This is a genomic window from Salmonella sp. 2018103 (assembly GCF_026247685.1).
GTDB lineage: Bacteria > Pseudomonadota > Gammaproteobacteria > Enterobacterales > Enterobacteriaceae > Salmonella > Salmonella enterica.
Map to the genome: position 1 here is coordinate 768,956 of NZ_CP111029.1, position 24,065 is coordinate 793,020.

Below are 24,065 nucleotides of genomic sequence, written 5' to 3' on the forward strand. Positions count from 1 at the left end.
TTGACATAACTGGAGATATAACATGGAGTTTTTCAGGAAAACGGCATTAGCTGCTCTGGTAATGGGTTTCAGCGGCGCAGCGTTCGCTTTACCGAATATCACCATCTTAGCGACCGGCGGAACGATCGCTGGTGGCGGTGATTCAGCAACAAAATCAAATTATACGGCAGGTAAAGTTGGCGTCGAAAATCTGGTGGATGCCGTTCCTCAATTGAAGGACATTGCGGTAGTGAAAGGCGAGCAGGTCGTTAACATTGGCTCGCAGGATATGAACGATGAAGTCTGGCTCACGCTGGCGAAAAAAATCAATACCGAGTGCGACAGCACCGACGGTTTCGTGATCACCCACGGTACTGATACGATGGAAGAGACCGCTTATTTCCTCGATCTGACCGTGAAATGCAATAAACCGGTGGTACTGGTCGGCGCGATGCGTCCTTCCACGTCAATGAGCGCAGATGGCCCGTTCAACCTCTATAATGCGGTAGTAACAGCGGCTGATAAACAGTCTGCCAATCGCGGCGTGCTGGTGGTAATGAATGATACCGTCATGGACGGACGCGACGTCACTAAGACCAATACGACTGACGTGGCGACGTTTAAAGCGGTTAATTACGGCCCGCTGGGTTATATCCACAACGGTAAAATTGACTTCCAGCGTACGCCAGAGCGTAAACATACCACCTCCACCCCGTTCGACGTGTCGAAGCTGACCGCGTTGCCGAAAGTCGGTATCGTTTATAACTATGCGAATGCGTCCGATCTGCCGGCAAAAGCGCTGGTAGACGCGGGTTATGACGGGATCGTGAGCGCAGGTGTGGGTAACGGCAACCTGTATAAAACGGTCTTTGATACCCTGGCGACCGCTGCGCACAACGGTGCGGTAGTGGTGCGTTCTTCACGTGTGCCGACTGGCGCAACCACGCAGGATGCGGAAGTGGACGATGCAAAATACGGCTTTGTCGCCTCTGGCACGCTGAACCCGCAAAAAGCGCGTGTCTTACTGCAACTGGCGTTAACCCAGACTAAAGATCCAAAACAGATCCAGACGATGTTCAATCAGTATTAAAGATAATGCCCCGGTCGGAAGGCCGGGGCTATCTTTGGAAGACCTCTCGCACAATCAACACTATTATCTTACTAATTATCATCATGGTTATGATAATCGTGGGCGTCATGTCTCTGGACGGGAGGTCCACAAGTGGTTCGACAATGGATTGCTGGCGCAGCGCTGTTTGCCCTGATTTCAGGCTATAGTTGGGCAGAGGTTGCTCAACCCTCCGATAACATCTTAAAAGAACAGTTTAGTAAGCAGTACCACGGCATACTTAAACTGGATTCCATTACCTTAAAAAATCTTGATTCGAGGGGCAATCAGGCCACCTGGTCTGCCGAAGGGGATATTTCTTCCCGTGAAGATATGTATACCGGCGTTGGTATGGCGGCGGATTATTATTTTGTTGAAAAAACCTGGACCAAAGATCGTCCCGTTAAATTTTCTGCCATGTTGACCAGCAAAGGGACGCCAGCCTCTGGCTGGACGGTGAGCTATTACTCATTACAAATGGCAGCCAGCGATCAGGGCCGGGCTATTGACGACATTAAAACGAATGATAAATACCTGATCGTCAACAGCGATGACTTTAACTATCGGTTTGGCAACATTGAAGCTTCCTGGCGTGCGCATAAAGCGTCGATCCCCGGTCTTGAAGAACAACTCTTTGCCCTGGATAAGAAAATAGCGGTAGCTAAAAAAGAAGCGGACGCATATTGGGGAAAAGGTGCTGATGGGAAACCGTTGACCCGCGCCGAGGCGTTTAAAAAGACGTTAAAAGAGCGCGATGATTATGTAAAAGCCAACGATAGTAGCGTATATGCCGAGAAATACGAAAAAGAGGTCTATCAACCGGCATTAGACGCGTGCCGTAAGCAGAGTGAGCCGTGCAATGAAGCGGCTATTCAGCAGAAAAGAGATTTAGACATACACGAGCAACGGCGGCAGGTATTTTTGAAATCAGAAGAGCTGCGTCGAAAAGCGCAGAATGACTGGATAACGTTAGAGAAAGGACAATATCCGCTGAATATAGCGGTACAGAAACTTCAGATGCAACAGAGTGATATCCGTGTGAAAATTATGGATATTAATGACGGTTACGAGCGCTGGAAAAAAGATACGGACGATTTGCGTCGTAAAGGGGTTATTAAATAATGCGCTTGCCGGCGGCGCATTAACCGCCACAGGTCGGTAAGCGTCGCGCCATCAGGTATTTTACCCGCTGGCGCGACAGGCTTATCCTTGTTATTCCGCGAGAAACAACTCAAGAAGAGAGTTTAAAAACAGTTTACCGTGCCGGGTAATCTGCCAGTATTGCTCGCATTCGGTCAGATAGCCCTGGGCAATAGCCTCGTCGATTGGCTGACGAATAACCGCTTCCGTAAGCCCGGTGTAGTCGACAAATTCGGCGCGAGGCGCGCGCTCCAGCAACCGAAAACGGTTCATAAAGAACTCAAAGGGTTTATCGTCATCACTCACGTCACGCTGGCTTTCCAGGTAACGTCCCTGCATATAACCGCGTGGGTGACGGGTTTTGGTGGTGCGCAGGATCCTGCCGCCCGGGAAGGTGACTTTACCGTGGGCGCCGCAGCCAATACCCAGATAGTCGCCAAAGCGCCAGTAGTTCAGATTATGCTGGCACTGATAACCGGGTTTGGCATAGGCCGACGTTTCGTATTGCTGATAGCCCGCGGCGGTTAGTAACTGGTGGCCCTGCTCAAAGATATCCCACAGAGCGTCATCGTCCGGTAAAACCGGCGGACGCGAACCGAACAGAGTGTTGGGTTCAATCGTCAATTGATACCATGAGAGATGCGGCGGATTAAGCGCAATTGCCTGTCGCAAATCGTTCAGCGCCTCTTCCAGCGTTTGGTCCGGCAATCCATGCATCAAGTCGAGGTTAAAGCTGCGTAGCCCAAGCCCATTTGCCAGTCTTGCTGCCCGCATCGCCTCTTGTGGACCGTGAATACGGCCAAGACGTTTCAGCTTAGGCTCACTAAAGCTCTGCACGCCAATGGAGATCCGGTTTACGCCGGCGCGCTGATAGTCGATGAAGCGGTCGGCTTCGACCGTGCCGGGGTTCGCTTCCATGGTAATTTCCGCATCCGCCGCCAGATTCAGGCGCGCACGCACGCCGTCCAGCAGCGTTTGCATCGCCGGCCCGGAAAGCAGGCTTGGCGTACCGCCGCCAATAAAAATGGTCTTTACTTCACGCCCTTGCGCCCAGGCGACGTCGGCATCCAGATCGCTTAACAGATGCTGGACGTAGTCGTCATGCGGCACCTCGCCCTTCAACGCATGGGAATTGAAGTCGCAATATGGACATTTTTGTACACACCAGGGAATATGAATATAAAGACTGAGCGGCGGTAGTTTAGCCATTGCGTAACGCATCCAGCAGCAGCTTGAGCGCTTGTCCACGGTGGGAAATCGCGCTTTTTTCTTCACGGGTCAGTTCTGCGGCGGTTTTGCCTTCAGACGGTACGAAGAAAATGGGATCATAGCCAAATCCGCCATTTCCGGCCGCCTGGCGAGTAATGACGCCAGGCCAACTACCGTGACAGACTATCGGTGTGGGATCTTCGGCATGACGCAAATAAACCAGTACACAATGGAATCGCGCCTGGCGTTTGTCGTCCGGAACATCCCGCAGAGTATGCAGCAGTTTTTCCAGATTTTGCTGATCTGTCGCGTTTTCGCCAGAATAGCGCGCGGAATAGATACCCGGCGCGCCGCCTAAAACGTCAACGGCCAGACCGGAGTCATCGGCAATGGCGGGCAGACCGGTCATTTTAGCGGCATGGCGCGCTTTGAGAATCGCGTTTTCAATAAACGTCAGGCCGGTTTCTTCCGCGGAATCGACGCCCAGTTCCGTTTGTGCTACCACATCAAGCCCAAAATCGCTTAACAGCGACGCGAGCTCGCGCACTTTACCGGCGTTGCCGGTTGCGAGAACAACTTTTTGCATGGGATACCTACTCAGTTAACGCCGCAATTTCCGGCGGGATCTGTTGCGGGTGAATAATTTTTACCTGTTTGTGACGGCCCAGCTCGCCTTTTTCGATGACGATCTGACTTTTCGCCACGCGAAACTGTTTACCGAGAAACTTGATCAGATGGCTGTTTGCCTGACCGTCAACCGGCGGGGCGGTAATGGCGACTTTCACCCCGTCGCCATGTAAGCCCACAATACTGTCGCGGCTGGCTTTCGGCTGAATATAAAGCCGTAACACCAGACCGTCTTCGCAGCGAGTCACAGCACTCATAGCGCCATCCACAGCCCCGGCAGCAACATGTTGCCTGTCGCTTGTAAGACTTCAGCGATCCCCATATTAACGACATACAGCAGCAGCACCAGAACCATCGGCGAGAAGTCGATGCCGCCCATCGCAGGCAGTATACGGCGAATCGGGCTGAGCAGCGGCTCGGCAAGCTGAATCAATACATATTCAATCGGGCTACGACCCTGGCTCACCCAGCTCATGATAGCCATGACCAGCAGCACCCAGAAGATCAGCAGGCCGATTGTTTTAAGCAAGATAAGCACCGCGGCAATCCAGATAATCGCCTGAAACGTAATTACCTTAAACAGCACTATCGCCTTAATAACGCTAAGAATAAACGCCACCAGCAGGGAAGCGCTGTCGATCGGCCCCATTGGTGGGATAATACGACGCAGCGGTCCGATGATGGGCTGCGTAATTTTCACCACGAACTGGGAGAAAGGGTTGTAAAAGTCACAGCGGGCCCACTGCATCCACACGCGCAATAATAGCACCATGGTATACAGCTCAATTACCGTTGAGAGCAGGAAGGTCAACGTATTCATGGCGTTCCTCAGTTTTCCTTAATTTTTTGTGTAATCACGAGCACCAAAGATAGCGGTGCCGATGCGCACCATTGTGCTACCTGCCGCAATCGCGGCTTCCATATCGTCGCTCATACCCAGAGATAGGGTATCAACGTCAGGGTAGCGCGCTTTCAGCCCGGCAAATGCTACAGCCATTTGACGTGCGACTTCAAACTGCCTTACATAATCTGACTCTGGCGCCGGGATCGCCATCAGTCCGCGAAGCCTCAGACGCGGCAGTGTAGCCACCGCAGCGGCCAGCTCATCCAGTTCCGCCAGCGGAATGCCTGATTTGCTGTTTTCATCGCTGATATTAATTTGGATCAGAACATTTAGCGCCGGCAGATTATCCGGACGCTGTTCGCTCAGCCGCGAGGCGATACGCAGGCGATCGATGGTATGACACCAGTCAAAATGCTCGGCCACCAGCCGACTTTTGTTGGACTGTAAAGGGCCTATAAAGTGCCAGTGCAGGCCTTCCACTTTCGCTTCCTGAAAGTGGCGGATTTTTTCCACCCCCTCTTGTACATAATTTTCACCAAATGCCCGTTGTCCGGCGGCAATGGCTTCTGCGATGTCGCTCGCAGGTTTGGTTTTACTCACTGCAAGCAACGTAACTTCTTCTGAAGAGCGGCCGCAACGCGTCGCCGCGGCGGAGATTTTGTCCCGGATGTGTGCCAGGTTATGCGCGATATCGTTCATTTTCCGAGGATGTTTATATGAATATGGAAGAAATTGTGACGCTTAGTGTAAAGCATAACGTCTCGGATCTACACCTGTGTAACGCCTGGCCTGCGCGATGGCGCAAACAAGGACGCATGGAGATCGCGCCTTTTACCGCGCCAGATGTCGACAGGCTTCTGCTTGATTGGCTTAATGACGCGCAACAATATCAGTGGCGAGCGCACGGCCAGCTTGATTTCGCCGTCTCGCTGTCTGGCACGCGGCGCCTACGCGCCAGTGCGTTCACACATCAACAGGGAACGTCGCTGGCGCTACGGCTATTGCCCGAGCGTTGTCCTGATCTGGCGGAAATCCAGACGCCGCCGATAGTACCCGCACTGCTTGCCAGCGAGAACGGACTGATTCTGGTCACTGGCGCTACTGGCTGCGGGAAGTCCACCACGCTGGCGGCGATGGTGGGACATCTTAATCAACATGCCGATAAACACATCCTGACGCTGGAAGATCCTATTGAGTACCGTTACACCAGCAAGCGTTGCCTGATACAGCAGCGGGAAATCGGCCAGCATTGCGCCACTTTTGCCGCCGGGCTGCGCGCGGCGTTGCGTGAAGATCCCGATGTCATTTTGCTGGGAGAGCTGCGTGACAGCGAGACCATTCGCCTGGCGCTGACGGCGGCGGAAACGGGGCATCTGGTACTGGCAACCCTGCATACTCGCGGTGCGGCGCAGGCGGTGGAAAGATTAGTGGATAGTTTTCCGGCGCAGGAAAAAGAACCGATACGCAGTCAACTGGCGGGTAGTCTGCGCGCCGTACTATCACAAAAACTGGAGGTCGACAGACAGGATGGGCGCGTGGCGTTGTTTGAATTACTGATTAATACGCCAGCCACAGGGAATTTGATCCGTGAAGGCAAACTCCATCAGTTGGCCCACGTGATACAAACCGGGCAGCAGCAGGGGATGATGACATTCGCCCAGAGCGCGCAATGGCGTCAGGCGCAGGGACGGCTGTAGCGAAGATGGCGGCGTAGGGGGGGAGGAAAGTGTTGACTGGCGCGGTGGATTGAACGGTATACAGGCTTGTATCCTGGCGAACCGGCGTTAAAATCGCAGCTTTGTTAAAACCACAGCGAAGCCATTTAACGATGTCATCACAACCGAATCAAAGCCTGATAGATGGCATTCGCTGTCTGCAATATCTGGTTTCCAGCGACCGTGCTATCGGATGTCGCGAGCTTGCCCGGCTGATGGATATTAATACCACGCGCGTTAATCGCCTGTTAATGACGATGGCCTCTATTGGACTCACGATGCAGGATGAGCACCGACGCTATTTACCCGGGCCAGGCATTCATGCTTTGGCAGCGCAGGCGATTCGTGGTTCAGCGCTGTTCTCCCATGCGTTGCCTATCCTTGAACGCCATGCGCCCAAAGACATCGTGGTGGCATTAGGCGTGCTATGGGAAGACCAGATTATCTATATTTATCACTCTACGCCGGGTTCGCAGGGAAGTCAGGCGCTGGCGGGGTTTCGCATGTGCCCGGCCTGGCAGTCGGTAACAGGAGTGGCGTTACTGGCGGCAGAAAGCGATGAGGCGCTAATGCAGCGTTTTACTCCGGAGCAGTGGCGTAATATGGCGCCGCATGTGGCGCAGCAGCGCCAGCGGGGATACGTGCTGTGGCATCACGCTGATGGTGAAGTTTCTATGGCGCAACCGCTAGACAAGCACGCCGCAGCGCTGGCCTTTGCGGGAATGTGGCGGATTGATGAGGCGGAGGCGGCTGCGCGTTTACAGGCGCTGAAGGCACTAAACCAGCGTATTGCCCAGTAAGCCTGGCAACCGTGACCGCGTTATCCGCCTGCTGACAAAAACGGCTTTAATACCCCTGTTCAAAATAGCTTTCGAGGATAATCACGGCGGAGGCCGAGTCCACTTTGCCTTTGTTCAGCGCGCGATACCCACCTCGTTCAAACAGACCGGAGCGTGCTTCAACGGTGCTGAGTCGTTCATCGTGCAGCGTGACAGTTACCCCGAAACGCCCATGAATACGGTTGGCGAATTTACGGGCGCGCGCCGTCAGCGGCTGTTCAGTGCCATCCATATTAAGCGGTAGCCCGACAATAATTTCGTCTGGCTGCCACTCTTTCAGCAAACGTTCAATGAGCGTCCAGTCGGGCGTGCCGTCCTGTGCTTTGATTGCCGGAAGCGGACGGGCGGTGCCGGTAATGCGTTGTCCTATTGCAACGCCGATGCTTTTTGTGCCGAAGTCAAAGGCCAGTAAGGTGCCGCTCATCAGGCGTGCCCCGCAACGCCAGGCATGGTCAGAATATCAATGCCAATAAGTTTTGCCGCTTCGCGCCAGCGCTCGGCAATGGGCGTTTTGAACAAAATATTGAGATCGGCGGGCGCGGTAAGCCAGGCGTTATCAAGCAACTCTTGTTCAAGCTGGCCTTTATCCCAGGAGGCGTAGCCCAGCGCGACCAGCACATCGGAAGGCTGTTGTTGGGTACCTAACGTTTCCAGCACATCGCGGGAGGTAGTAATCACGGTATTGTCTGAGATACGAATGCTGGAGGCGAAACGTGACGGCGGAGTATGGAGAATAAATCCGCGATCTTCCGCCAGCGGGCCGCCGAGCATCACGGCTTTATCAAGACGAATTGCCGAATCGCGCGGTTCCGGCGTAATTTTTAGTTTTTCCAGAATCCCTTCAATTTGCAGATTTTCCAAAGGCTTATTAACAATAATCCCCATAGCGCCGTCCTGGTTGTGCTCGCAAATATACACCACGGAACGGCGGAAAATCGGGTCCTGGAGCGCAGGCATGGCAATAAGAAAGTGATGCTGTAAATTCATTGTCAGAGGTTCTGTTTCCTGGTTCAAAAAAACGACAGCGTTCAGTATGTGGGGAAAGCGGACGGTTGTCACTCATATAAGCCGTCTTTTGCCAAAGGACGGCTGCCTTATCGGGCAATAGACTGCCGGATGGCGATGCTGATGCGCCGCCTTATCCGACCGGGGCGGCGTGATTGCTCAGGCCCGGTAAGCGCACGCCACCGGGCAATAAACCTTTACTTCGCCAGACGCGCTTCGATGGCGTCCATCAACATCCCGGTGATAGAGATCGGGTATTCCGCTTCAATTTCACGCACGCAGGTTGGGCTGGTCACGTTAATTTCCGTTAAGCGGTCGCCGATAATATCCAGACCGACGAAAATAAGCCCTTTGGCTTTAAGCGTCGGCCCAACGCGGCGGGCGATTTCCCAGTCGCTTTCGCTCAACGGACGGGGTTCGCCGCGACCACCAGCCGCCAGGTTGCCGCGGGTTTCGCCGCCCTGCGGAATACGCGCCAGGCAGTAAGGCACCGGCTCGCCGTCGACGACCAGTACGCGCTTATCGCCATCTTTGATCGCGGGCAAATAGTTCTGCGCCATGCAGTAGCGGTTGCCCAGCTCGGTCAGCGTTTCGGCAATAACGCCTAGGTTAGGATCGCCTTCCTTAACGCGGAAAATGGACGCGCCGCCCATACCGTCCAGCGGTTTCATAATGATATCGCCGTGCTTTTCCCAAAACGCTTTGAGCTGCGCTTTATTGCGCGTTACCAGCGTTTCCGGGGTCAGGTCGGAAAACCAGGCGGTATACAGTTTTTCATTACAGTCGCGCAGGCTTTGCGGTTTGTTGACGATCAGCGTCCCTTCCTCTTCAGCGCGTTCCAGAATATAGGTCGCATAAATAAACTCGGTATCAAACGGCGGATCTTTGCGCATCAAAATGACGTCCAGATCGGCGAGTTTAATCTCCTGCTCGCTGCCGAACTCGTACCATTTATCGTAATTTTGCTCCACGCTCAACGTTCGCGTGCGGGCGCGGGCTTCGCCGTTAATCAGATAAAGGTCGGCCATCTCCATATAATGAAGTTCATAACCACGACGTTGGGCTTCCAGCAGCATAGCGAAACTGGTGTCTTTCTTGATGTTGATGTGTGCGATGGGGTCCATCACGATGCCGAGCTTGATCATTATTTTCTCCGTTAACGCTTCATCCTAAGTCGCCAAAACGCACCTGTAGCGCAGTAATGGCGGTGAGCGCGGTTGTCTCAGTACGCAGAACGCGAGGTCCTAACAGAATATCAGTAAACTGATAGCGCGCGGTCATCGCGATTTCGTCCGCCGACAGCCCGCCTTCCGGGCCGATCAGCAGTCGGACGCGTTCAACCGGCAGCGGCAGAGTGTTGATGCTGGCATGGGCGCGCGGATGAAGATTGAGCTTCAGCCCGGAATCTTGCTCGGCGCACCAGGCCTCCAGCGCCATCGGCGGGCGAATTTCCGGCACCCGGTTACGCCCGCATTGTTCGCAGGCGGCGATGGCGATCTTTTGCCACTGCTGGCGCTTTTTGTTCAGACGTTCATTATCCAGTTTAACGCCGCAGCGCTCAGAGAACAGTGGCGTAATGAGGCTTACACCCAGTTCGATCGATTTCTGGATAGTAAATTCCATTTTTTCACCACGCGACATCACCTGGCCCAGATGGATATGCAGCGGCGATTCACGATCGTCGATTTCGCCTTTCATCACTTGCACTTCAACGCTTTTCTTACTGGCGCTAATGATTTCAGCATCGAATACCTGATTACTGCCGTCAAACAGCTGTAACGCTTGTCCCGGTCCCATGCGCAGTACACGACCAATATGGTTGGCCGCATCTTCGCATAACGAAATCTGCGTACCGGACGTCAACAATTCAGGGTGATAAATGCGGGGAATACGCATAATAAAAAAATCCGCGTCATGGCCCCGGCGTTTGGCTATCCAGGGCATGGGTTAACAAGAATCCCGCTAGTGTAGGTTAGCTCTTTCGCGCCTGGCAAGCGCGTTGCACATAGGGATTATGATTACCCTGGACCTTCGCGATACGCGCATCGCGCTCGCACTCCCAGGCGGTAACGGGGTACTGCTTATCCCAGACGTTAAAAAGCTGCGTTTGTTGGCGGGAAAGTTTCAGTTGGTATTGGTCGCGCATATAAAAATAAGTGCGGGCGATTGCGCCACGGGCGCGGGCGGGCGGCTCGGCGATTTTCGCTTTAAAATCCACTTTCATGGCGCATTGCCCGTACTGACCTTCGCCGCCGTTCCACTGGCTATACATAAAGTTGCCGCGATCGCCATTCACTTCGCCAATGGCGGGCTGTAGGTTATGCATATCGCTTTCCATTTTGCGGTAGACCGGATCTTTAGCGCAGTTTTTTCGCCCGCCGTCCTGCCAGCACTGGCGCTGATGACCGAATTGCCAGGCGGGGACAACGTGCTCCCACTCAATGCGTCTGGCGCGATTCTCGTTTTTACGCACCTTATAGCCGCAGGACTCCAGGTCTACGACGCCTTTTTTACCCTGCCAGCGGATTTGGCACCCGCAGTAAAAGCTGCCGGGCGCGTCGGCATTGACTTTGACGCTCGCCGCTTTGGCCTGAGAAAAATTGTTAATGCCATCGGCCAGGGCCTGGCCTGAAAACGCTGCGGCCAGCAACGCAGCGGCAAAAGAAAAATTACGGTACATTGCACACTCCATAGCAAAACGAGCCCGCAACGTAACGAAAGTTGTGTCTGTATGCAATCAGTCCGCTCAGGAAAGTTCCCGGACGTTTCGGGAACTACCCGGCGACCAGTGGTTCGCCGCAGTGAACGCAACGATAAACCGCTTCGCCGCGTACTACCCGATTGTGACGGCGGACGGTGAGTTGATGTTGCTGGCATTGGCAATGGTAGGGAAAGGTATTGCGCCGTACGGATTGCAGCGCAAATTGATGAGTACGTCTGGCCGGAACGCCCAGCACGCTTTCCATCATCCACTTCCATTCCTTGCCATGCGGAGCCTTGCGTCCGAAGTGCTTCCACACCAACAGATGCGCCAGTTCATGCGGCACGACCTCTGCTATAAAGGTGTCGATGTTTTCCAGCAGTAACACCGGGTTGAGGCGGATTTCGTAGCTCTCCAGCCAGGCGGTGCCCGCCGAGGTGCCGCGTTGCGTATACACCAGTTTCGGCTCCGGATAATGTCTATCGAGCTTGAGGTTCGCCTGGGCGAGATTTTCCCGCAGGCGGCGCATTACGGCCTGCTGAATAGCGATAGGGAGACGAGGGGTTTTCATAGCGGCAGAGAATAGTGCGACGGAAGAGGGACTGCAAGAAAAACGCTTCCCCCTGTGGCAGGAGGAAGCGTGGAGGGATTAGTCGTGGGCGCCGATTTCGCGCAGTTTACGACCTTTCATCAGGTTACGTTCAATGTGTTCCAGCGAAACGTGTTTGGTTTCCGGCACCAGCCACAGGGTCAGCAGGATAAACAGCACGTTCAGGCCAGCGTAGACCCAGAAGGTGTTGGCGTTACCCAGATTGTTCAGCATGGTCAGGAACGTTGCGCCGACGATCATATTGGCGATCCAGTTGGTCGCGGTGGAGCAGGTGATGCCGAAATCGCGGCCTTTCAGCGGTTGGATTTCGGAGCACAGTACCCAAATCAGCGGACCAGCGCTCATCGCAAATCCAATGATGAACATCAGCAGCATAGCGATAGCGAAGTATTGCGCAGACGGCGAATGGATGCCGATGTGCATCATCGTACCCAGAATCCCCATACCAATCGCCATGACCAGGAAGCCCAGCGTCAGGGTAGGTTTGCGACCCCAGCGGTCAACCAGGCCGATAGCGATGAAGGTTGCCAGGACGTTAGTCAGACCAACAATAACGGTGCCCCACATCTGCTCCGTGGTATTTGTGTACCCCGCCAGCTCGAAGATTTTCGGCGCGTAATACATGATGACGTTCATCCCGGTAAATTGCTGCATTACCTGCAACAAAATGCCAAGAAACACGGCGCGGCGGAAGTTGCTGTTCTCTTTGAACAGCGCCCAACCGCTCTGTTTAACCTGCAAACTTTCGCGAATTTCATCAAGCTCACGTTTTGCTTCCGCACTGGTGTCACGCAGGCGCAACAGGACGCGTTCAGCATCATGGAAGCGGCGTTTCGCCGCAAACCAGCGCGGGCTGTCCGGCAGGAAGAAGACGCCGATCAGCAGCAGAATGGCTGGGATGATGATCACGCCGAGCATCCAGCGCCATGCGCCGCTGTAGCTGAACGCGGTATCGGACAGATAAGCGCCCAGAATCCCGATGGTGATCATGAGTTGGTACATTGAGATCATACTGCCGCGAATTTTTTCCGGCGCGATCTCGGACAGGTACAACGGTGCAGTGTAGGAAGCGACGCCGACGGCCAGACCCAGCAGCACGCGAGAAATAATCAGGACTTCAACGTTAGGCGCCGCAGCGGAGAACAGCGAACCGGCGACGAAAAGGATAGCGCCGATCATCAGGCTTTTTTTACGACCCAGCTTAAAGGAGAGCCAGCCGCTGCCGACAGCGCCGACGGCCGCGCCAAACATCATGGAGCTGACCACCCATTCCTGAGTGTGTGCGGTAATTTGAAACTCGTCGGTAATGAAGGGTAAAGCACCGGCGATAACGCCGATATCCAGGCCAAAAAGTAATCCTGCCAGGGCTGCAAGAAAGCAGACAAAAAATGTCATGGCCTTGTTGGAACGCCCTTGTTTTTTATTGTCAGGCATTATGCCCTCCGGTTGGGTTAGCAATTTTATCGATGTTAAGAGTAGGTGAGTACGCCGTAAAAAGATGTGAGGCTAATCACAATGGTGTAATCGTTTACACTACTATTTATCTCGGTGATTATTTAATTATCTGAAAAATAATAGTTTTAATAATCTTATAACCATATCAATCGCCTGGTATTCAGACAAAGTTGAAAAATTATGTAATATTTTCATCGCAGAATTAGCATACCGATAGTGATGTGGTCAGTTCTTAATGAAAATTAATGTAACCGCTTTCATGATGACTGAAACTGAATGATAAAAAGTGTAGTCGAAGAAACGAAAGGGGAGAGTGGATTGTGCTGCGCATCACAAAAAGGTCAGTATAAATACACGCTGGAATATCTGATAACGTTGCGTGTATCAGTAATGATAAAGGCCAGCAGGGCGCTGGCCTTGATAAGTACAGTATGGTTTACCTGACTGACAAACAGCGTCAGGCGCGGGCGATTATTTCAGACCGGCAGCGTCGCGCAGCAGTTGCGCTTTGTCGGTTTTTTCCCATGGGAAGTTTTCGCGACCGAAGTGGCCGTAAGCCGCAGTTTCTTTGTAGATCGGGTGCAGCAGATCCAGCATCTGAATCAAGCCGTACGGGCGCAGGTCGAAGAATTCGCGCACCAGCAGAATCAACTGTTCAGCAGGCACTTTTTCAGTACCGAACGTTTCCACCATGATGGACGTCGGCTCCGCTACGCCGATAGCGTAGGAGACCTGGATTTCACAGCGATCCGCCAGACCTGCCGCCACGATGTTTTTCGCGACATAACGCGCAGCGTAAGCTGCAGAACGGTCAACTTTAGACGGATCTTTACCGGAGAAGGCGCCGCCGCCGTGACGCGCCATACCGCCGTAGGTATCAACGATGATCTTACGACCGGTCAGACCACAATCGCCCATCGGGCCGCCGATAACAAAACGCCCGGTTGGGTTGATAAAAAACTTAGTGGACGTATTTAACCATTCAGACGGCAGAATGGGTTTGATGATCTCTTCCATCACCGCTTCTTGCAGCGATTTTTGGTCGATATCTTCTGCGTGCTGCGTAGAGAGAACCACGGCGTCGATACCGACGATTTTGCCGTCGTCATACTGGAAAGTGACCTGGCTTTTTGCATCCGGACGCAACCATGGCAGGGTGCCATTTTTACGCACTTCAGCCTGACGCTGTACCAGACGGTGCGCGTAGGTGATTGGCGCAGGCATCAGTACGTCGGTTTCATTTGTCGCGTAGCCAAACATCAGGCCCTGGTCGCCCGCGCCTTGTTCCAGCGGGTCTGCGCGGTCAACGCCCTGGTTGATATCCGGAGACTGTTTGCCAATTGCGCTCAGTACCGCGCAAGAGTTGGCGTCAAAGCCCATGTCGGAATGCACATAGCCAATTTCGCGCACCGTATTACGGGTAATCTCTTCGATATCGACCCAGGCGCTGGTGGTGATCTCACCGCCAACTAAAACCATGCCGGTTTTAACGTAGGTTTCACAGGCGACGCGTGCTTTCGGATCCTGTTGCAGGATAGCATCCAACACGGCATCAGAGATTTGGTCTGCGATTTTGTCAGGATGCCCTTCTGATACGGACTCAGACGTAAAAAGGTGTTTTGCCATATTTAATTTCACCTAAGGAGAATTTAGTTAGCTCAAACTGTTGTGCGGAATAGTCATGACAGAAGATTCTACCATGAGTCTGAAGGTTACTGACACTGGCAGTCTGAGTGTTAATCAGTATGGATGGATTAACATCTGGACGGCTATTTTAGGTCACTTCTTCGCCCAATTTCCAGCTTTTTTTGAAGGCCGTCGCAATGTCGGTCAAAATCAGGCGGTAAACGTTTCTGATAATGCTGACATTATGCGCATTTATGCTTTGCTTTTTTTCTGCGTTCTGGGTATAAAACGCGACGCGCGGCTCATACAAAAGCACACGACGTTTTCTTCGTGTCGCCACTTCCAGCCGGGTTAAAACGTTGCTTTGGCTTGTGGGTTCGTCTTACGAGGCGGCCGTGGAGGTGATACGAGATAATGAACCGTTGTATTCTGCTGAATCTGTCGCATCGTTCTGGTGCGCGCATGTCCCCCGCAATCTGCATCTCTGCTTTGCATACCTGCCGATGTTATACCCATCTCGGCGCTTCTCAGGATTCCAGAGCCGGCAATGGCGCTGAAGACTGAACAAGGGCGCTCTTGTTAACGCAAGAGTTTTCTCGTGGTTTCGCCGAACCGTTATCTGTGAGTTCGGTTACGTGTTTACAATGATATGAAAAAGAAACCGGTCGCGCAGGCGGAGCATCAGCGCTATCTGCTGGAAAACCCGCTTGTCTATGGGTTGTTATCGCGTCTTCGGATTGCGATAGTAGTCAACTGTTTTACACTTGCTAATAAAAATTGAGGTTCGCTATGTCTGACGACATGTCTATGGGTTCGCCTTCGTCAGCAGGCGAACAGGGTGTACTACGCTCCATGCAGGAGGTTGCAATGAGCTCCCAGGAAGCCAGCAAGATGCTGCGCACTTACAATATTGCCTGGTGGGGCAATAACTACTACGACGTCAACGAGCTGGGCCATATTAGCGTATGCCCCGATCCCGACGTACCGGAAGCGCGTGTCGATCTTGCCAAACTGGTGAAAGCGCGCGAAGCGCAAGGTCAGCGTCTGCCGGCGCTGTTTTGCTTCCCGCAGATCCTGCAACACCGTTTGCGTTCAATTAACGCGGCGTTTAAGCGTGCGCGTGAATCTTACGGTTATAACGGCGACTACTTCCTCGTTTACCCGATTAAGGTCAATCAGCATCGCCGCGTGATCGAGTCCCTTATCCATTCCGGTGAACCGTTGGGGCTGGAAGCGGGGTCAAAAGCGGAATTGATGGCGGTGCTGGCGCATGCCGGCATGACCCGTAGCGTGATCGTCTGTAATGGTTATAAAGACCGTGAATACATTCGGCTGGCGCTGATTGGCGAGAAGATGGGCCATAAGGTTTATCTGGTCATCGAAAAGATGTCTGAAATCGCGATTGTGCTGGAAGAAGCCGAGCGCCTGAACGTGGTTCCTCGTCTGGGCGTGCGTGCGCGTCTGGCCTCTCAGGGATCCGGTAAGTGGCAATCCTCCGGCGGCGAAAAATCAAAATTCGGCCTGGCGGCGACCCAGGTGCTGCAACTGGTGGAGACCCTGCGTGACGCCGGGCGTCTGGACAGTCTGCAACTGTTGCACTTCCACCTGGGATCGCAGATGGCGAACATTCGCGATATCGCGACCGGCGTGCGCGAGTCCGCGCGTTTCTATGTTGAGCTGCATAAGCTGGGCGTGAATATCCAGTGCTTCGACGTGGGCGGCGGTCTGGGCGTGGATTATGAAGGTACCCGCTCGCAGTCCGACTGTTCGGTGAACTATGGCCTGAACGAATATGCCAATAACATCATCTGGGCGATTGGCGATGCCTGCGAAGAGCATGGTTTACCGCATCCGACGGTGATTACCGAGTCTGGCCGCGCCGTCACTGCGCACCATACGGTACTGGTCTCTAACATTATCGGCGTGGAGCGTAACGAATACACGGATCCGACTGCCCCTGCTGAAGATGCGCCGCGCGCGCTGCAAAATCTCTGGGAAACCTGGCAGGAGATGCATAAACCTGGCACCCGCCGCTCGCTGCGTGAGTGGCTGCATGATAGCCAAATGGATCTGCACGATATTCATATCGGCTACTCTTCCGGCGCGTTTAGTTTGCAGGAGCGCGCCTGGGCGGAACAACTTTATCTCAGCATGTGCCATGAAGTGCAGAAGCAACTGGACCCGCAAAACCGTGCGCATCGTCCGATTATCGACGAACTGCAAGAGCGAATGGCGGACAAAATGTACGTCAACTTCTCGCTGTTCCAGTCAATGCCGGACGCGTGGGGAATCGATCAGCTCTTCCCGGTGCTGCCGCTGGAAGGGTTAGATCAGGTACCGGAACGTCGTGCCGTGCTGCTGGATATTACCTGTGATTCCGATGGCGCTATCGACCACTATATCGATGGCGACGGTATCGCCACGACGATGCCGATGCCGGAATACGATCCAGAGAATCCGCCGATGCTCGGCTTCTTTATGGTCGGCGCCTATCAGGAGATCCTCGGTAACATGCACAACCTGTTTGGCGATACTGAAGCGGTTGACGTGTTTGTCTTCCCGGATGGTAGCGTCGAGGTTGAGCTGTCGGACGAAGGCGATACCGTTGCGGATATGCTGCAATATGTGCAACTGGATCCGAAAACGCTGTTAACGCATTTCCGCGACCAGGTAAAACAGACGGATCTGGACGATGCGTTGCAGCAGCAGTTCCTTGAGGAATTTGAAGCGGGACTGTACGGTTATACTTATCTTGAAGATGAGTAGCCGTTGATGCCCGGTGGCGCTGCGCTTACCGGGCCTACGAATGCAGGCTGGATAAGGTAAAGCCACCACCCGGCAGAATGCTATACTCACTTGAACCCGTATGAATTAACGGCGATAATTCGCCGCAATAGCGATTTACAAATCAATCCCTTCCTCGTCGGGTTTAACGACGCGGAGGGGATTTTTTTTCATCTGTTTTAATGCAACGACTCTAAAAGAGGTCAGGACATGAGCACCTTAGGTCATCAGTACGATAACTCACTGGTTTCTAATGCGTTTGGTTTTTTACGTCTGCCAATGAACTTCCAGCCGTATGACAGCGATGCCGACTGGGTGATCACTGGCGTACCGTTTGATATGGCAACGTCCGGTCGCGCTGGCGGACGTCATGGTCCGGCGGCGATCCGTCAGGTGTCGACCAACCTCGCCTGGGAACATCACCGTTTCCCGTGGAATTTTGACATGCGCGAGCGCCTGAACGTCGTAGACTGCGGCGATTTAGTGTATGCGTTTGGCGATGCCCGTGAAATGAGCGAAAAATTACAGGCGCACGCTGAAAAACTGCTGTCTGCAGGCAAGCGTATGCTCTCTTTCGGCGGCGACCACTTCGTCACGCTGCCGCTGCTGCGCGCCCACGCTAAACATTTTGGCAAAATGGCGCTGGTACATTTTGACGCGCATACCGATACCTACGCTAACGGCTGCGAATTCGATCACGGCACGATGTTCTACACCGCGCCGAAAGAAGGCCTGATCGATCCGCATCATTCGGTACAGATCGGTATTCGCACTGAGTTTGACAAAGACAATGGCTTTACCGTGCTGGATGCCTGCCAGGTCAACGATCGCGGCGTGGATGATATTCTCGCTCAGGTGAAACAGATCGTCGGCGATATGCCGGTCTATCTGACCTTTGATATCGACTGTTTGGACCCGGCGTTTGCGCCTGGCACCGGTACGCCGGTGATCGGCGGTTTGACCTCCGATCGCGCCATTAAACTGGTACGCGGTCTGAAAGATCTGAACATTGTTGGTATGGATGTAGTGGAAGTCGCGCCGGCTTACGATCAGTCAGAGATCACCGCTCTGGCGGCCGCGACGCTGGCATTAGAAATGCTCTATATCCAGGCGGCGAAGAAGGGCGAGTAAGTTGTTTTGCCGGATGGCACTGCGCTTATCCGGCCTACAGCTGATTGATGCTTGTAGGCCAGATAAGGCGTTCACGCCGCCATCCGGCACTGTTCGGGGGTTATTTGATCCCGTCCGCGCTCATACGATCGCGCACATGCTGTGCGCGTGCGGCGGACGCCGGGTGATCGTCGAACATTGAGCTTTGACGACCCGCTTCCAGTTTTGCCAGTTTCTCAAAGCTGGTAGCGAGTCCTGCCGGACTGATACCGCGTTTGCGCAACAGGTCGTAAGAATAATCATCCGCTTCGGACTCCTGACGCTGAGAGAACTGCGAGTTCACCAGTTTTTCGCCAAGATCGCCAAGCTGTGATTGCGACAGGCTGCCGACAACTCCTCCTGCCGATGCCGCCGCGACGCGCACGGCGTTAGTGCCCAGCGCGACCTGCATCCCTTTCTTTACATGACCCAGCGCGACATGGCCCATTTCATGGCCGATCACGGCTTCAACTTCGTTGTCGGTCATCATATCCATCAGTCCGCTGTAGACGCGGATACAACCGTTCGCCATGGCAAACGCGTTGACGTCTTTCGTCTCGTAAACCTTATAGTTCACCGGCTGGCCGTTAATGTTATCCCCCAGCGCGGCGGCAATTTTTGTCAGTCGTTTAGCGTATTCGCTGCTCGCCGGCGCGATTTTCGCTTTGCTGTCGAGCTCTTGACAGGATTGATCGCTCAGCGCTTTTACCTGCGCATCGCTTAACGTATAGGCCTGAAAAGCTTCAGCGCCCGAAGAAAGCAGTCCATTAGAGTCCATATTCTGGCAACCGGTCAGCACCGTCGCCATGCCCAAAGCAAGCAGTAAAGCGCGAATTTTCATTTTTCTCTTCCATACGAATTAATATTATTTTGAAATGCGCCCGTTGCAGATGAATTAGCGCCTGGGTTAAGTATAAAGAAAAGCATGGCAGGCAAGTTAGCTAATTGCGCAACATGCGAGCACGATCCGGAGATTTCTGAAGCGGTAAAAGGATGTTCCATGTACATGACGCGCGGCTTGGGGTAAATTGTTGGCAAATTTTCCGGCGTAGCCCAAAACGCGCTGTCGTCAAGTCGTTACGGGCATGGCCTTTCAACATCCGATCTGGAGTCAAAATGTCCTCACGTAAAGAGCTTGCCAATGCTATTCGTGCGCTGAGCATGGACGCAGTACAGAAAGCCAAATCCGGTCACCCGGGTGCCCCGATGGGTATGGCTGACATTGCCGAAGTCCTGTGGCGTGATTTCCTGAACCACAACCCGACCAACCCGTCCTGGGCCGACCGCGACCGCTTTGTGCTGTCCAATGGCCACGGCTCAATGCTGATTTACAGCCTGCTGCACCTCACCGGCTATGACCTGCCGATGTCCGAACTGCAGAATTTCCGTCAGCTACATTCAAAAACCCCTGGTCACCCGGAAGTGGGCTACACCGCTGGTGTTGAAACCACTACTGGCCCGCTGGGTCAGGGTATTGCCAACGCCGTCGGGATGGCGATTGCCGAGAAAACTCTGGCGGCGCAGTTTAACCGTCCTGGCCACGACATCGTTGACCACTTCACCTACGTCTTTATGGGCGACGGCTGCATGATGGAAGGCATTTCTCACGAAGTGTGCTCTCTGGCTGGTACTCTGAAACTGGGCAAACTGATCGCGTTCTATGATGACAACGGTATCTCTATCGATGGTCACGTTGAAGGCTGGTTCACCGATGACACCGCGAAACGTTTTGAAGCCTACGGTTGGCACGTTATCCGTGGCATTGACGGTCACGATGCCGACGCTATTAAACGCGCCACGGAAGAAGCTCGCGCCGTGACTGACAAGCCGTCCCTGCTGATGTGCAAAACCATCATCGGTTTCGGTTCGCCGAACAAACAGGGTACCCACGATTCCCACGGCGCGCCGCTGGGCGACGCGGAAATCGCGCTGACCCGCGAACAGTTGGGCTGGAAATACGCGCCGTTCGAAATCCCGTCTGAAATCTACGCCCAGTGGGATGCGAAAGAAGCCGGCCAGGCGAAAGAATCCGCATGGAACGAGAAATTCGCGGCTTATGAGAAAGCCTTCCCGCAGGAAGCTGCTGAATTCACCCGTCGTATGAAAGGCGACATGCCGGCTGACTTCGATGCGAAAGCGAATGAATTCATCGCTAAACTGCAGGCTAACCCGGCGAAAATCGCCAGCCGCAAAGCGTCCCAGAATGCCATCGAAGCCTTCGGTCCGCTGTTGCCGGAATTCCTCGGCGGCTCTGCAGACCTGGCGCCCTCTAACCTGACCCTGTGGTCCGGTTCTAAGGCTATCAACGAAGACGCAGCGGGTAACTACATTCACTACGGTGTGCGTGAATTCGGTATGACCGCTATCGCCAACGGTATCGCCCTGCACGGCGGTTTCCTGCCGTACACCTCCACCTTCCTGATGTTCGTCGAATATGCCCGTAACGCAGTGCGTATGGCAGCGTTGATGAAACAGCGTCAGGTGATGGTGTACACCCACGACTCCATCGGTCTGGGCGAAGATGGCCCGACGCACCAGCCGGTCGAGCAGGTGGCAAGCCTGCGCGTAACGCCGAACATGTCCACATGGCGTCCGTGCGACCAGGTGGAATCCGCGGTGGCGTGGAAATATGGCGTAGAGCGCCAGGATGGCCCAACCGCGCTGATCCTCTCCCGTCAGAACCTGGCGCAGCAGGAACGTACTGAAGAGCAACTGGCGAATATCGCCCGCGGTGGTTACGTACTGAAAGATTGTGCGGGCCAGCCGCAGATTATCTTCATTGCGACCGGTTCAGAAGTTGAGCTGGCGGTTGCCGCTTACGAAAAACTGACTGCCGAAGGCGTGAAGGCGCGCGTGGTTTCCATGCCGTCCACCGACGCGTTCGACAAACAGGATGCGGCTTACCGTGAATCCGTGCTGCCGAAGGCGGTCTCTGCGCGTGTGGCGATTGAAGCGGGTATCGCTGACTACTGGTTCAAATACGTCGGCCTGAACGGCGCTATTGTCGGGATGACCACCTTCGGTGAATCCGCTCCGGCAGAGCTGCTGTTTGAAGAGTTTGGCTTCACGGTGGACAACGTGATCGCCAAAGCGAAAGCGCTGCTGTAATCCTTAATACGGCATGAAACGGGTCGCTTCGGCGACCCATTTTTTTAGATACATTTATTTTATCGCTAACAAGACTTTATTTGTGATTTTTATCACAATTTTGATATTTTATTATTTATTGAATTTGCAATTAACATCACAAAATTAAGCTTGCTTTTTATTTTTATAATTATAACAGGTTGTTTTATAGATAAATTATAATCATGTCATTTTAAGCGCTCGCTTTTTCGCCTGGATTGATTTCATTTTGCCGCCCGCGTATTTTATTTTTAACGACAAGTTGTACCCTAAAAATAAAATAAGGATAGTTTATGCGGTTAATAGATTATTTTCCTGAAGCATCTATTACAATAAGACCATTGGCACAAAATTGGCAGGAAGCTGTTGATTTTTCCATGTCATCACTTTTGGCTAATCGTTATATAAATGAAAATTATATTCAGGCTATCAAAGATTCAACAATCAGTAATGGTCCTTACTATATTCTGGCACCTGGTGTCGCGATGCCTCATGCTCGCCCCGAATGCGGCGCGTTAAAAACCGGGATGTCATTAACATTGCTCAGGCAGGATGTGCAGTTTACCGACGAGGATGACGGCATAAAATTATTAATCGGCCTGTCAGCAGCAGATTCAGATTCACATATTGGCGCTATTCAGGCGTTAAGCGAACTATTATGTGAAGAGGATGTTTTAGCGGCGTTATTAGCTGCGAAATCAGAAAAAGAGCTGGCGGATATTATAGCTCGCGCATAATTATTCTCTCCTTTACAGGATATTAATATGGAACACAAGTCTGCTCGTGCAAAGGTCCAGGCTTTTGGGGGATTTTTGACCGCGATGGTCATTCCCAATATCGGCGCTTTTATTGCCTGGGGTTTTATCACTGCATTATTTATTCCAACCGGATGGATGCCAAATGAGCATTTCGCCAAAATTGTCGGCCCGATGATTACTTATTTACTGCCGGTGATGATTGGTTCTACCGGTGGACATCTGGTCGGTGGAAAGCGTGGCGCCGTGATGGGGGGAATTGGCACCATTGGCGTTATCATCGGTGCTGATATCCCCATGTTTCTTGGCTCAATGATTATGGGACCTCTCGGCGGTCTGGTCATTAAATATATTGATCGGTTGCTGGAAAAGCGGATTCCCGCCGGTTTTGAGATGGTGATTAATAACTTCTCGCTGGGTATCGCCGGGATGATTTTGTGCCTGCTGGGTTTTGAAGTGATTGGTCCGGCGGTACTTATTGCCAATAACTTTGTGAAGGAGTGTATTGAATCATTGGTACATGCGGGCTATCTGCCGCTGCTGTCTTTAATCAATGAACCGGCAAAAATCCTCTTTTTGAACAATGCCATCGATCAGGGCGTTTATTATCCGCTGGGAATGCAACAGGCGTCGGAAACCGGAAAGTCCATTTTCTTTATGGTGGCCTCTAACCCGGGGCCTGGCTTAGGTTTGCTGCTTGCCTTTACGCTATTCGGCAAAGGAATGGCAAAGAAATCTGCGCCTGGCGCCATGATTATCCATTTCCTCGGGGGGATTCATGAGCTCTATTTCCCCTATGTACTGATGAAGCCATTAACACTCATCGCCATGATTGCCGGCGGGATGAGCGGAACATGGGTGTTTAACCTGCTGGATGGCGGCCTGGTTGCAGGGCCAAGCCCGGGGTCAATTTTCGCTTACCTGGCGCTGACGCCGAAAGGTTCTTTCCTTGCTACGATAGCTGGCGTAACGGCGGGAACGGCAGTGACCTTTATTATCACCGCTTTCATTTTGAAAATGGAAAAAAGTAGCGAAGCCGACAGCGAAGATACTTTTAGTGATTCCGCTAAAGCGGTGAAAGCCATGAAGCAAGAAGGCAAATTTTCATATCGCGACGTGAAACGTATCGCCTTTGTCTGCGATGCGGGGATGGGCTCCAGCGCAATGGGCGCCACAACGTTCCGCCGACGTCTGGAAAAGGCGGGCCTGACTATCGACGTTAAACATTACGCTATCGAAAATGTACCGGATGATGCCGATATTATCGTTACCCACGCCAGCCTTGAAGGACGGGTTAAGCGAGTCAGCGATAAGCCCTTAATACTTATTAAAAACTATATTGGCGATCCGTGCCTTGATGATTTATTTAACCATTTGACATCGAATTAATATT

The 24,065-nt window shown here is 53.1% G+C and carries 26 protein-coding genes; 12 read left to right on the top strand and 14 right to left on the bottom strand.

Annotation, left to right across the window (positions count from 1 at the left end; all coding sequences use genetic code 11):
* Positions 1-22 precede the first annotated feature (22 nt).
* Positions 23-1,069 (top strand): L-asparaginase 2, encoded by a 1,047-nt coding sequence (gene ansB / locus OLG56_RS03680; RefSeq protein WP_061377601.1) that lies wholly within the window; start codon positions 23-25, stop codon positions 1,067-1,069.
* 132 nt (positions 1,070-1,201) lie between these two features.
* Positions 1,202-2,209 (top strand): DUF1202 domain-containing protein, encoded by a 1,008-nt coding sequence (locus OLG56_RS03685; protein WP_207011547.1) that lies wholly within the window; start codon positions 1,202-1,204, stop codon positions 2,207-2,209.
* 90 nt (positions 2,210-2,299) lie between these two features.
* Here the strand turns inward: OLG56_RS03685 and hemW are convergent, their stop codons facing one another.
* Genes hemW through OLG56_RS03710 form a run of 5 tightly spaced genes read right to left on the bottom strand, consistent with a single transcriptional unit; the run spans position 2,300 to position 5,606 of the window.
* Positions 2,300-3,436: a radical SAM family heme chaperone HemW gene (hemW, locus tag OLG56_RS03690; protein ID WP_001096532.1), complete on the bottom strand. Its 1,137-nt coding sequence runs from the start codon at positions 3,434-3,436 to the stop codon at positions 2,300-2,302.
* Complete coding sequence (locus OLG56_RS03695) at positions 3,429-4,022, bottom strand: XTP/dITP diphosphatase (protein ID WP_001174769.1); 594 nt, start codon at positions 4,020-4,022, stop codon at positions 3,429-3,431. Before OLG56_RS03695 ends, hemW begins: the two co-directional genes overlap by 8 nt.
* Positions 4,023-4,029: 7 nt before the next feature.
* Positions 4,030-4,320: a DUF167 family protein YggU gene (gene yggU, locus OLG56_RS03700; protein ID WP_061377600.1), complete on the bottom strand. Its 291-nt coding sequence runs from the start codon at positions 4,318-4,320 to the stop codon at positions 4,030-4,032.
* Positions 4,317-4,883, bottom strand: coding sequence for a YggT family protein (locus tag OLG56_RS03705; RefSeq protein ID WP_001094848.1), 567 nt, complete (start codon positions 4,881-4,883; stop codon positions 4,317-4,319). The genes yggU and OLG56_RS03705 overlap by 4 nt, the downstream gene beginning before the upstream one ends.
* 18 nt (positions 4,884-4,901) lie before the next feature.
* The gene (locus tag OLG56_RS03710; RefSeq protein ID WP_000997790.1) at positions 4,902-5,606 is read right to left on the bottom strand and encodes a YggS family pyridoxal phosphate-dependent enzyme; all 705 of its coding nucleotides are present in this window, start codon (positions 5,604-5,606) and stop codon (positions 4,902-4,904) included.
* A gap of 17 nt (positions 5,607-5,623) precedes the next feature.
* Here OLG56_RS03710 and OLG56_RS03715 point away from each other — a divergent pair, with 17 nt between their 5' ends.
* Together OLG56_RS03715 and OLG56_RS03720 are read left to right on the top strand one after the other, a co-directional pair.
* Complete coding sequence (locus OLG56_RS03715; RefSeq protein ID WP_061377599.1) at positions 5,624-6,604, top strand: type IV pilus twitching motility protein PilT; 981 nt, start codon at positions 5,624-5,626, stop codon at positions 6,602-6,604.
* Between the two features lie 131 nt (positions 6,605-6,735).
* Positions 6,736-7,422 (top strand): IclR family transcriptional regulator, encoded by a 687-nt coding sequence (locus OLG56_RS03720; RefSeq protein WP_001607997.1) that lies wholly within the window; start codon positions 6,736-6,738, stop codon positions 7,420-7,422.
* A 46-nt stretch (positions 7,423-7,468) separates the two neighbouring features.
* Here OLG56_RS03720 and ruvX read toward each other — a convergent pair whose 3' ends face one another.
* The 8 genes from ruvX to metK form a co-directional block, all read right to left on the bottom strand.
* Entirely contained in the window at positions 7,469-7,885 is a 417-nt protein-coding gene (gene ruvX / locus OLG56_RS03725; protein WP_000017096.1) for a Holliday junction resolvase RuvX, read from the bottom strand.
* Positions 7,885-8,448, bottom strand: coding sequence for a YqgE/AlgH family protein (locus tag OLG56_RS03730; RefSeq protein ID WP_001053171.1), 564 nt, complete (start codon positions 8,446-8,448; stop codon positions 7,885-7,887). Before OLG56_RS03730 ends, ruvX begins: the two co-directional genes overlap by 1 nt.
* A gap of 215 nt (positions 8,449-8,663) precedes the next feature.
* A complete protein-coding gene (gene gshB, locus OLG56_RS03735) occupies positions 8,664-9,611 on the bottom strand; it encodes a glutathione synthase (RefSeq protein ID WP_061377598.1) in 948 nt (315 codons plus the stop codon).
* 19 nt (positions 9,612-9,630) lie between these two features.
* Complete coding sequence (gene rsmE / locus OLG56_RS03740) at positions 9,631-10,362, bottom strand: 16S rRNA (uracil(1498)-N(3))-methyltransferase (RefSeq protein WP_001222488.1); 732 nt, start codon at positions 10,360-10,362, stop codon at positions 9,631-9,633.
* 76 nt (positions 10,363-10,438) lie between these two features.
* The gene (gene endA, locus OLG56_RS03745) at positions 10,439-11,146 is read right to left on the bottom strand and encodes a deoxyribonuclease I (RefSeq protein WP_000286123.1); all 708 of its coding nucleotides are present in this window, start codon (positions 11,144-11,146) and stop codon (positions 10,439-10,441) included.
* A gap of 94 nt (positions 11,147-11,240) precedes the next feature.
* Positions 11,241-11,738, bottom strand: coding sequence for a SprT family zinc-dependent metalloprotease (locus tag OLG56_RS03750; RefSeq protein ID WP_000856775.1), 498 nt, complete (start codon positions 11,736-11,738; stop codon positions 11,241-11,243).
* A 78-nt stretch (positions 11,739-11,816) separates the two neighbouring features.
* Positions 11,817-13,211, bottom strand: coding sequence for a galactose/proton symporter (gene galP, locus OLG56_RS03755; protein ID WP_001113171.1), 1,395 nt, complete (start codon positions 13,209-13,211; stop codon positions 11,817-11,819).
* A gap of 492 nt (positions 13,212-13,703) precedes the next feature.
* Positions 13,704-14,858 carry a methionine adenosyltransferase gene (gene metK, locus OLG56_RS03760; protein ID WP_001062140.1) on the bottom strand — a complete coding sequence of 385 codons (1,155 nt, stop codon included), beginning with the start codon at positions 14,856-14,858 and terminating at the stop codon, positions 13,704-13,706.
* Positions 14,859-14,913: 55 nt separating this feature from the next.
* On the opposite strand from metK, the gene OLG56_RS03765 reads away from it, so the two are divergent.
* The 5 genes from OLG56_RS03765 to speB all read left to right on the top strand — a co-directional run bounded on the left by OLG56_RS03765 (position 14,914) and on the right by speB (position 18,773).
* Positions 14,914-15,213, top strand: a complete 300-nt coding sequence (locus tag OLG56_RS03765; RefSeq protein WP_001543499.1) for a hypothetical protein — start codon at positions 14,914-14,916, stop codon at positions 15,211-15,213.
* 59 nt (positions 15,214-15,272) lie between these two features.
* A complete protein-coding gene (yqgG, locus tag OLG56_RS22170; RefSeq protein WP_001751809.1) occupies positions 15,273-15,422 on the top strand; it encodes a small protein YqgG in 150 nt (49 codons plus the stop codon).
* Between the two features lie 85 nt (positions 15,423-15,507).
* Positions 15,508-15,639, top strand: a complete 132-nt coding sequence (gene yqgB, locus OLG56_RS03770) for an acid stress response protein YqgB (RefSeq protein ID WP_000729109.1) — start codon at positions 15,508-15,510, stop codon at positions 15,637-15,639.
* A gap of 8 nt (positions 15,640-15,647) precedes the next feature.
* Positions 15,648-17,624 carry a biosynthetic arginine decarboxylase gene (gene speA / locus OLG56_RS03775; protein ID WP_001278580.1) on the top strand — a complete coding sequence of 659 codons (1,977 nt, stop codon included), beginning with the start codon at positions 15,648-15,650 and terminating at the stop codon, positions 17,622-17,624.
* A gap of 228 nt (positions 17,625-17,852) precedes the next feature.
* On the top strand, positions 17,853-18,773 hold the full coding sequence (gene speB, locus OLG56_RS03780) for an agmatinase (protein WP_000105550.1): 921 nt from the start codon (positions 17,853-17,855) through the stop codon (positions 18,771-18,773).
* Positions 18,774-18,873: 100 nt separating this feature from the next.
* Here speB and loiP read toward each other — a convergent pair whose 3' ends face one another.
* Positions 18,874-19,632 (bottom strand): metalloprotease LoiP, encoded by a 759-nt coding sequence (loiP, locus tag OLG56_RS03785; RefSeq protein ID WP_000701825.1) that lies wholly within the window; start codon positions 19,630-19,632, stop codon positions 18,874-18,876.
* A gap of 275 nt (positions 19,633-19,907) precedes the next feature.
* Here loiP and tkt point away from each other — a divergent pair, with 275 nt between their 5' ends.
* The 3 genes from tkt to OLG56_RS03800 all read left to right on the top strand — a co-directional run bounded on the left by tkt (position 19,908) and on the right by OLG56_RS03800 (position 24,061).
* Complete coding sequence (tkt, locus tag OLG56_RS03790) at positions 19,908-21,899, top strand: transketolase (RefSeq protein ID WP_000098648.1); 1,992 nt, start codon at positions 19,908-19,910, stop codon at positions 21,897-21,899.
* A gap of 311 nt (positions 21,900-22,210) precedes the next feature.
* Positions 22,211-22,654 carry a PTS mannitol transporter subunit IIA gene (gene cmtB / locus OLG56_RS03795; protein ID WP_001518319.1) on the top strand — a complete coding sequence of 148 codons (444 nt, stop codon included), beginning with the start codon at positions 22,211-22,213 and terminating at the stop codon, positions 22,652-22,654.
* A gap of 27 nt (positions 22,655-22,681) precedes the next feature.
* Entirely contained in the window at positions 22,682-24,061 is a 1,380-nt protein-coding gene (locus OLG56_RS03800; RefSeq protein ID WP_000400411.1) for a PTS mannitol transporter subunit IIBC, read from the top strand.
* Positions 24,062-24,065: the final 4 nt, after the last annotated feature.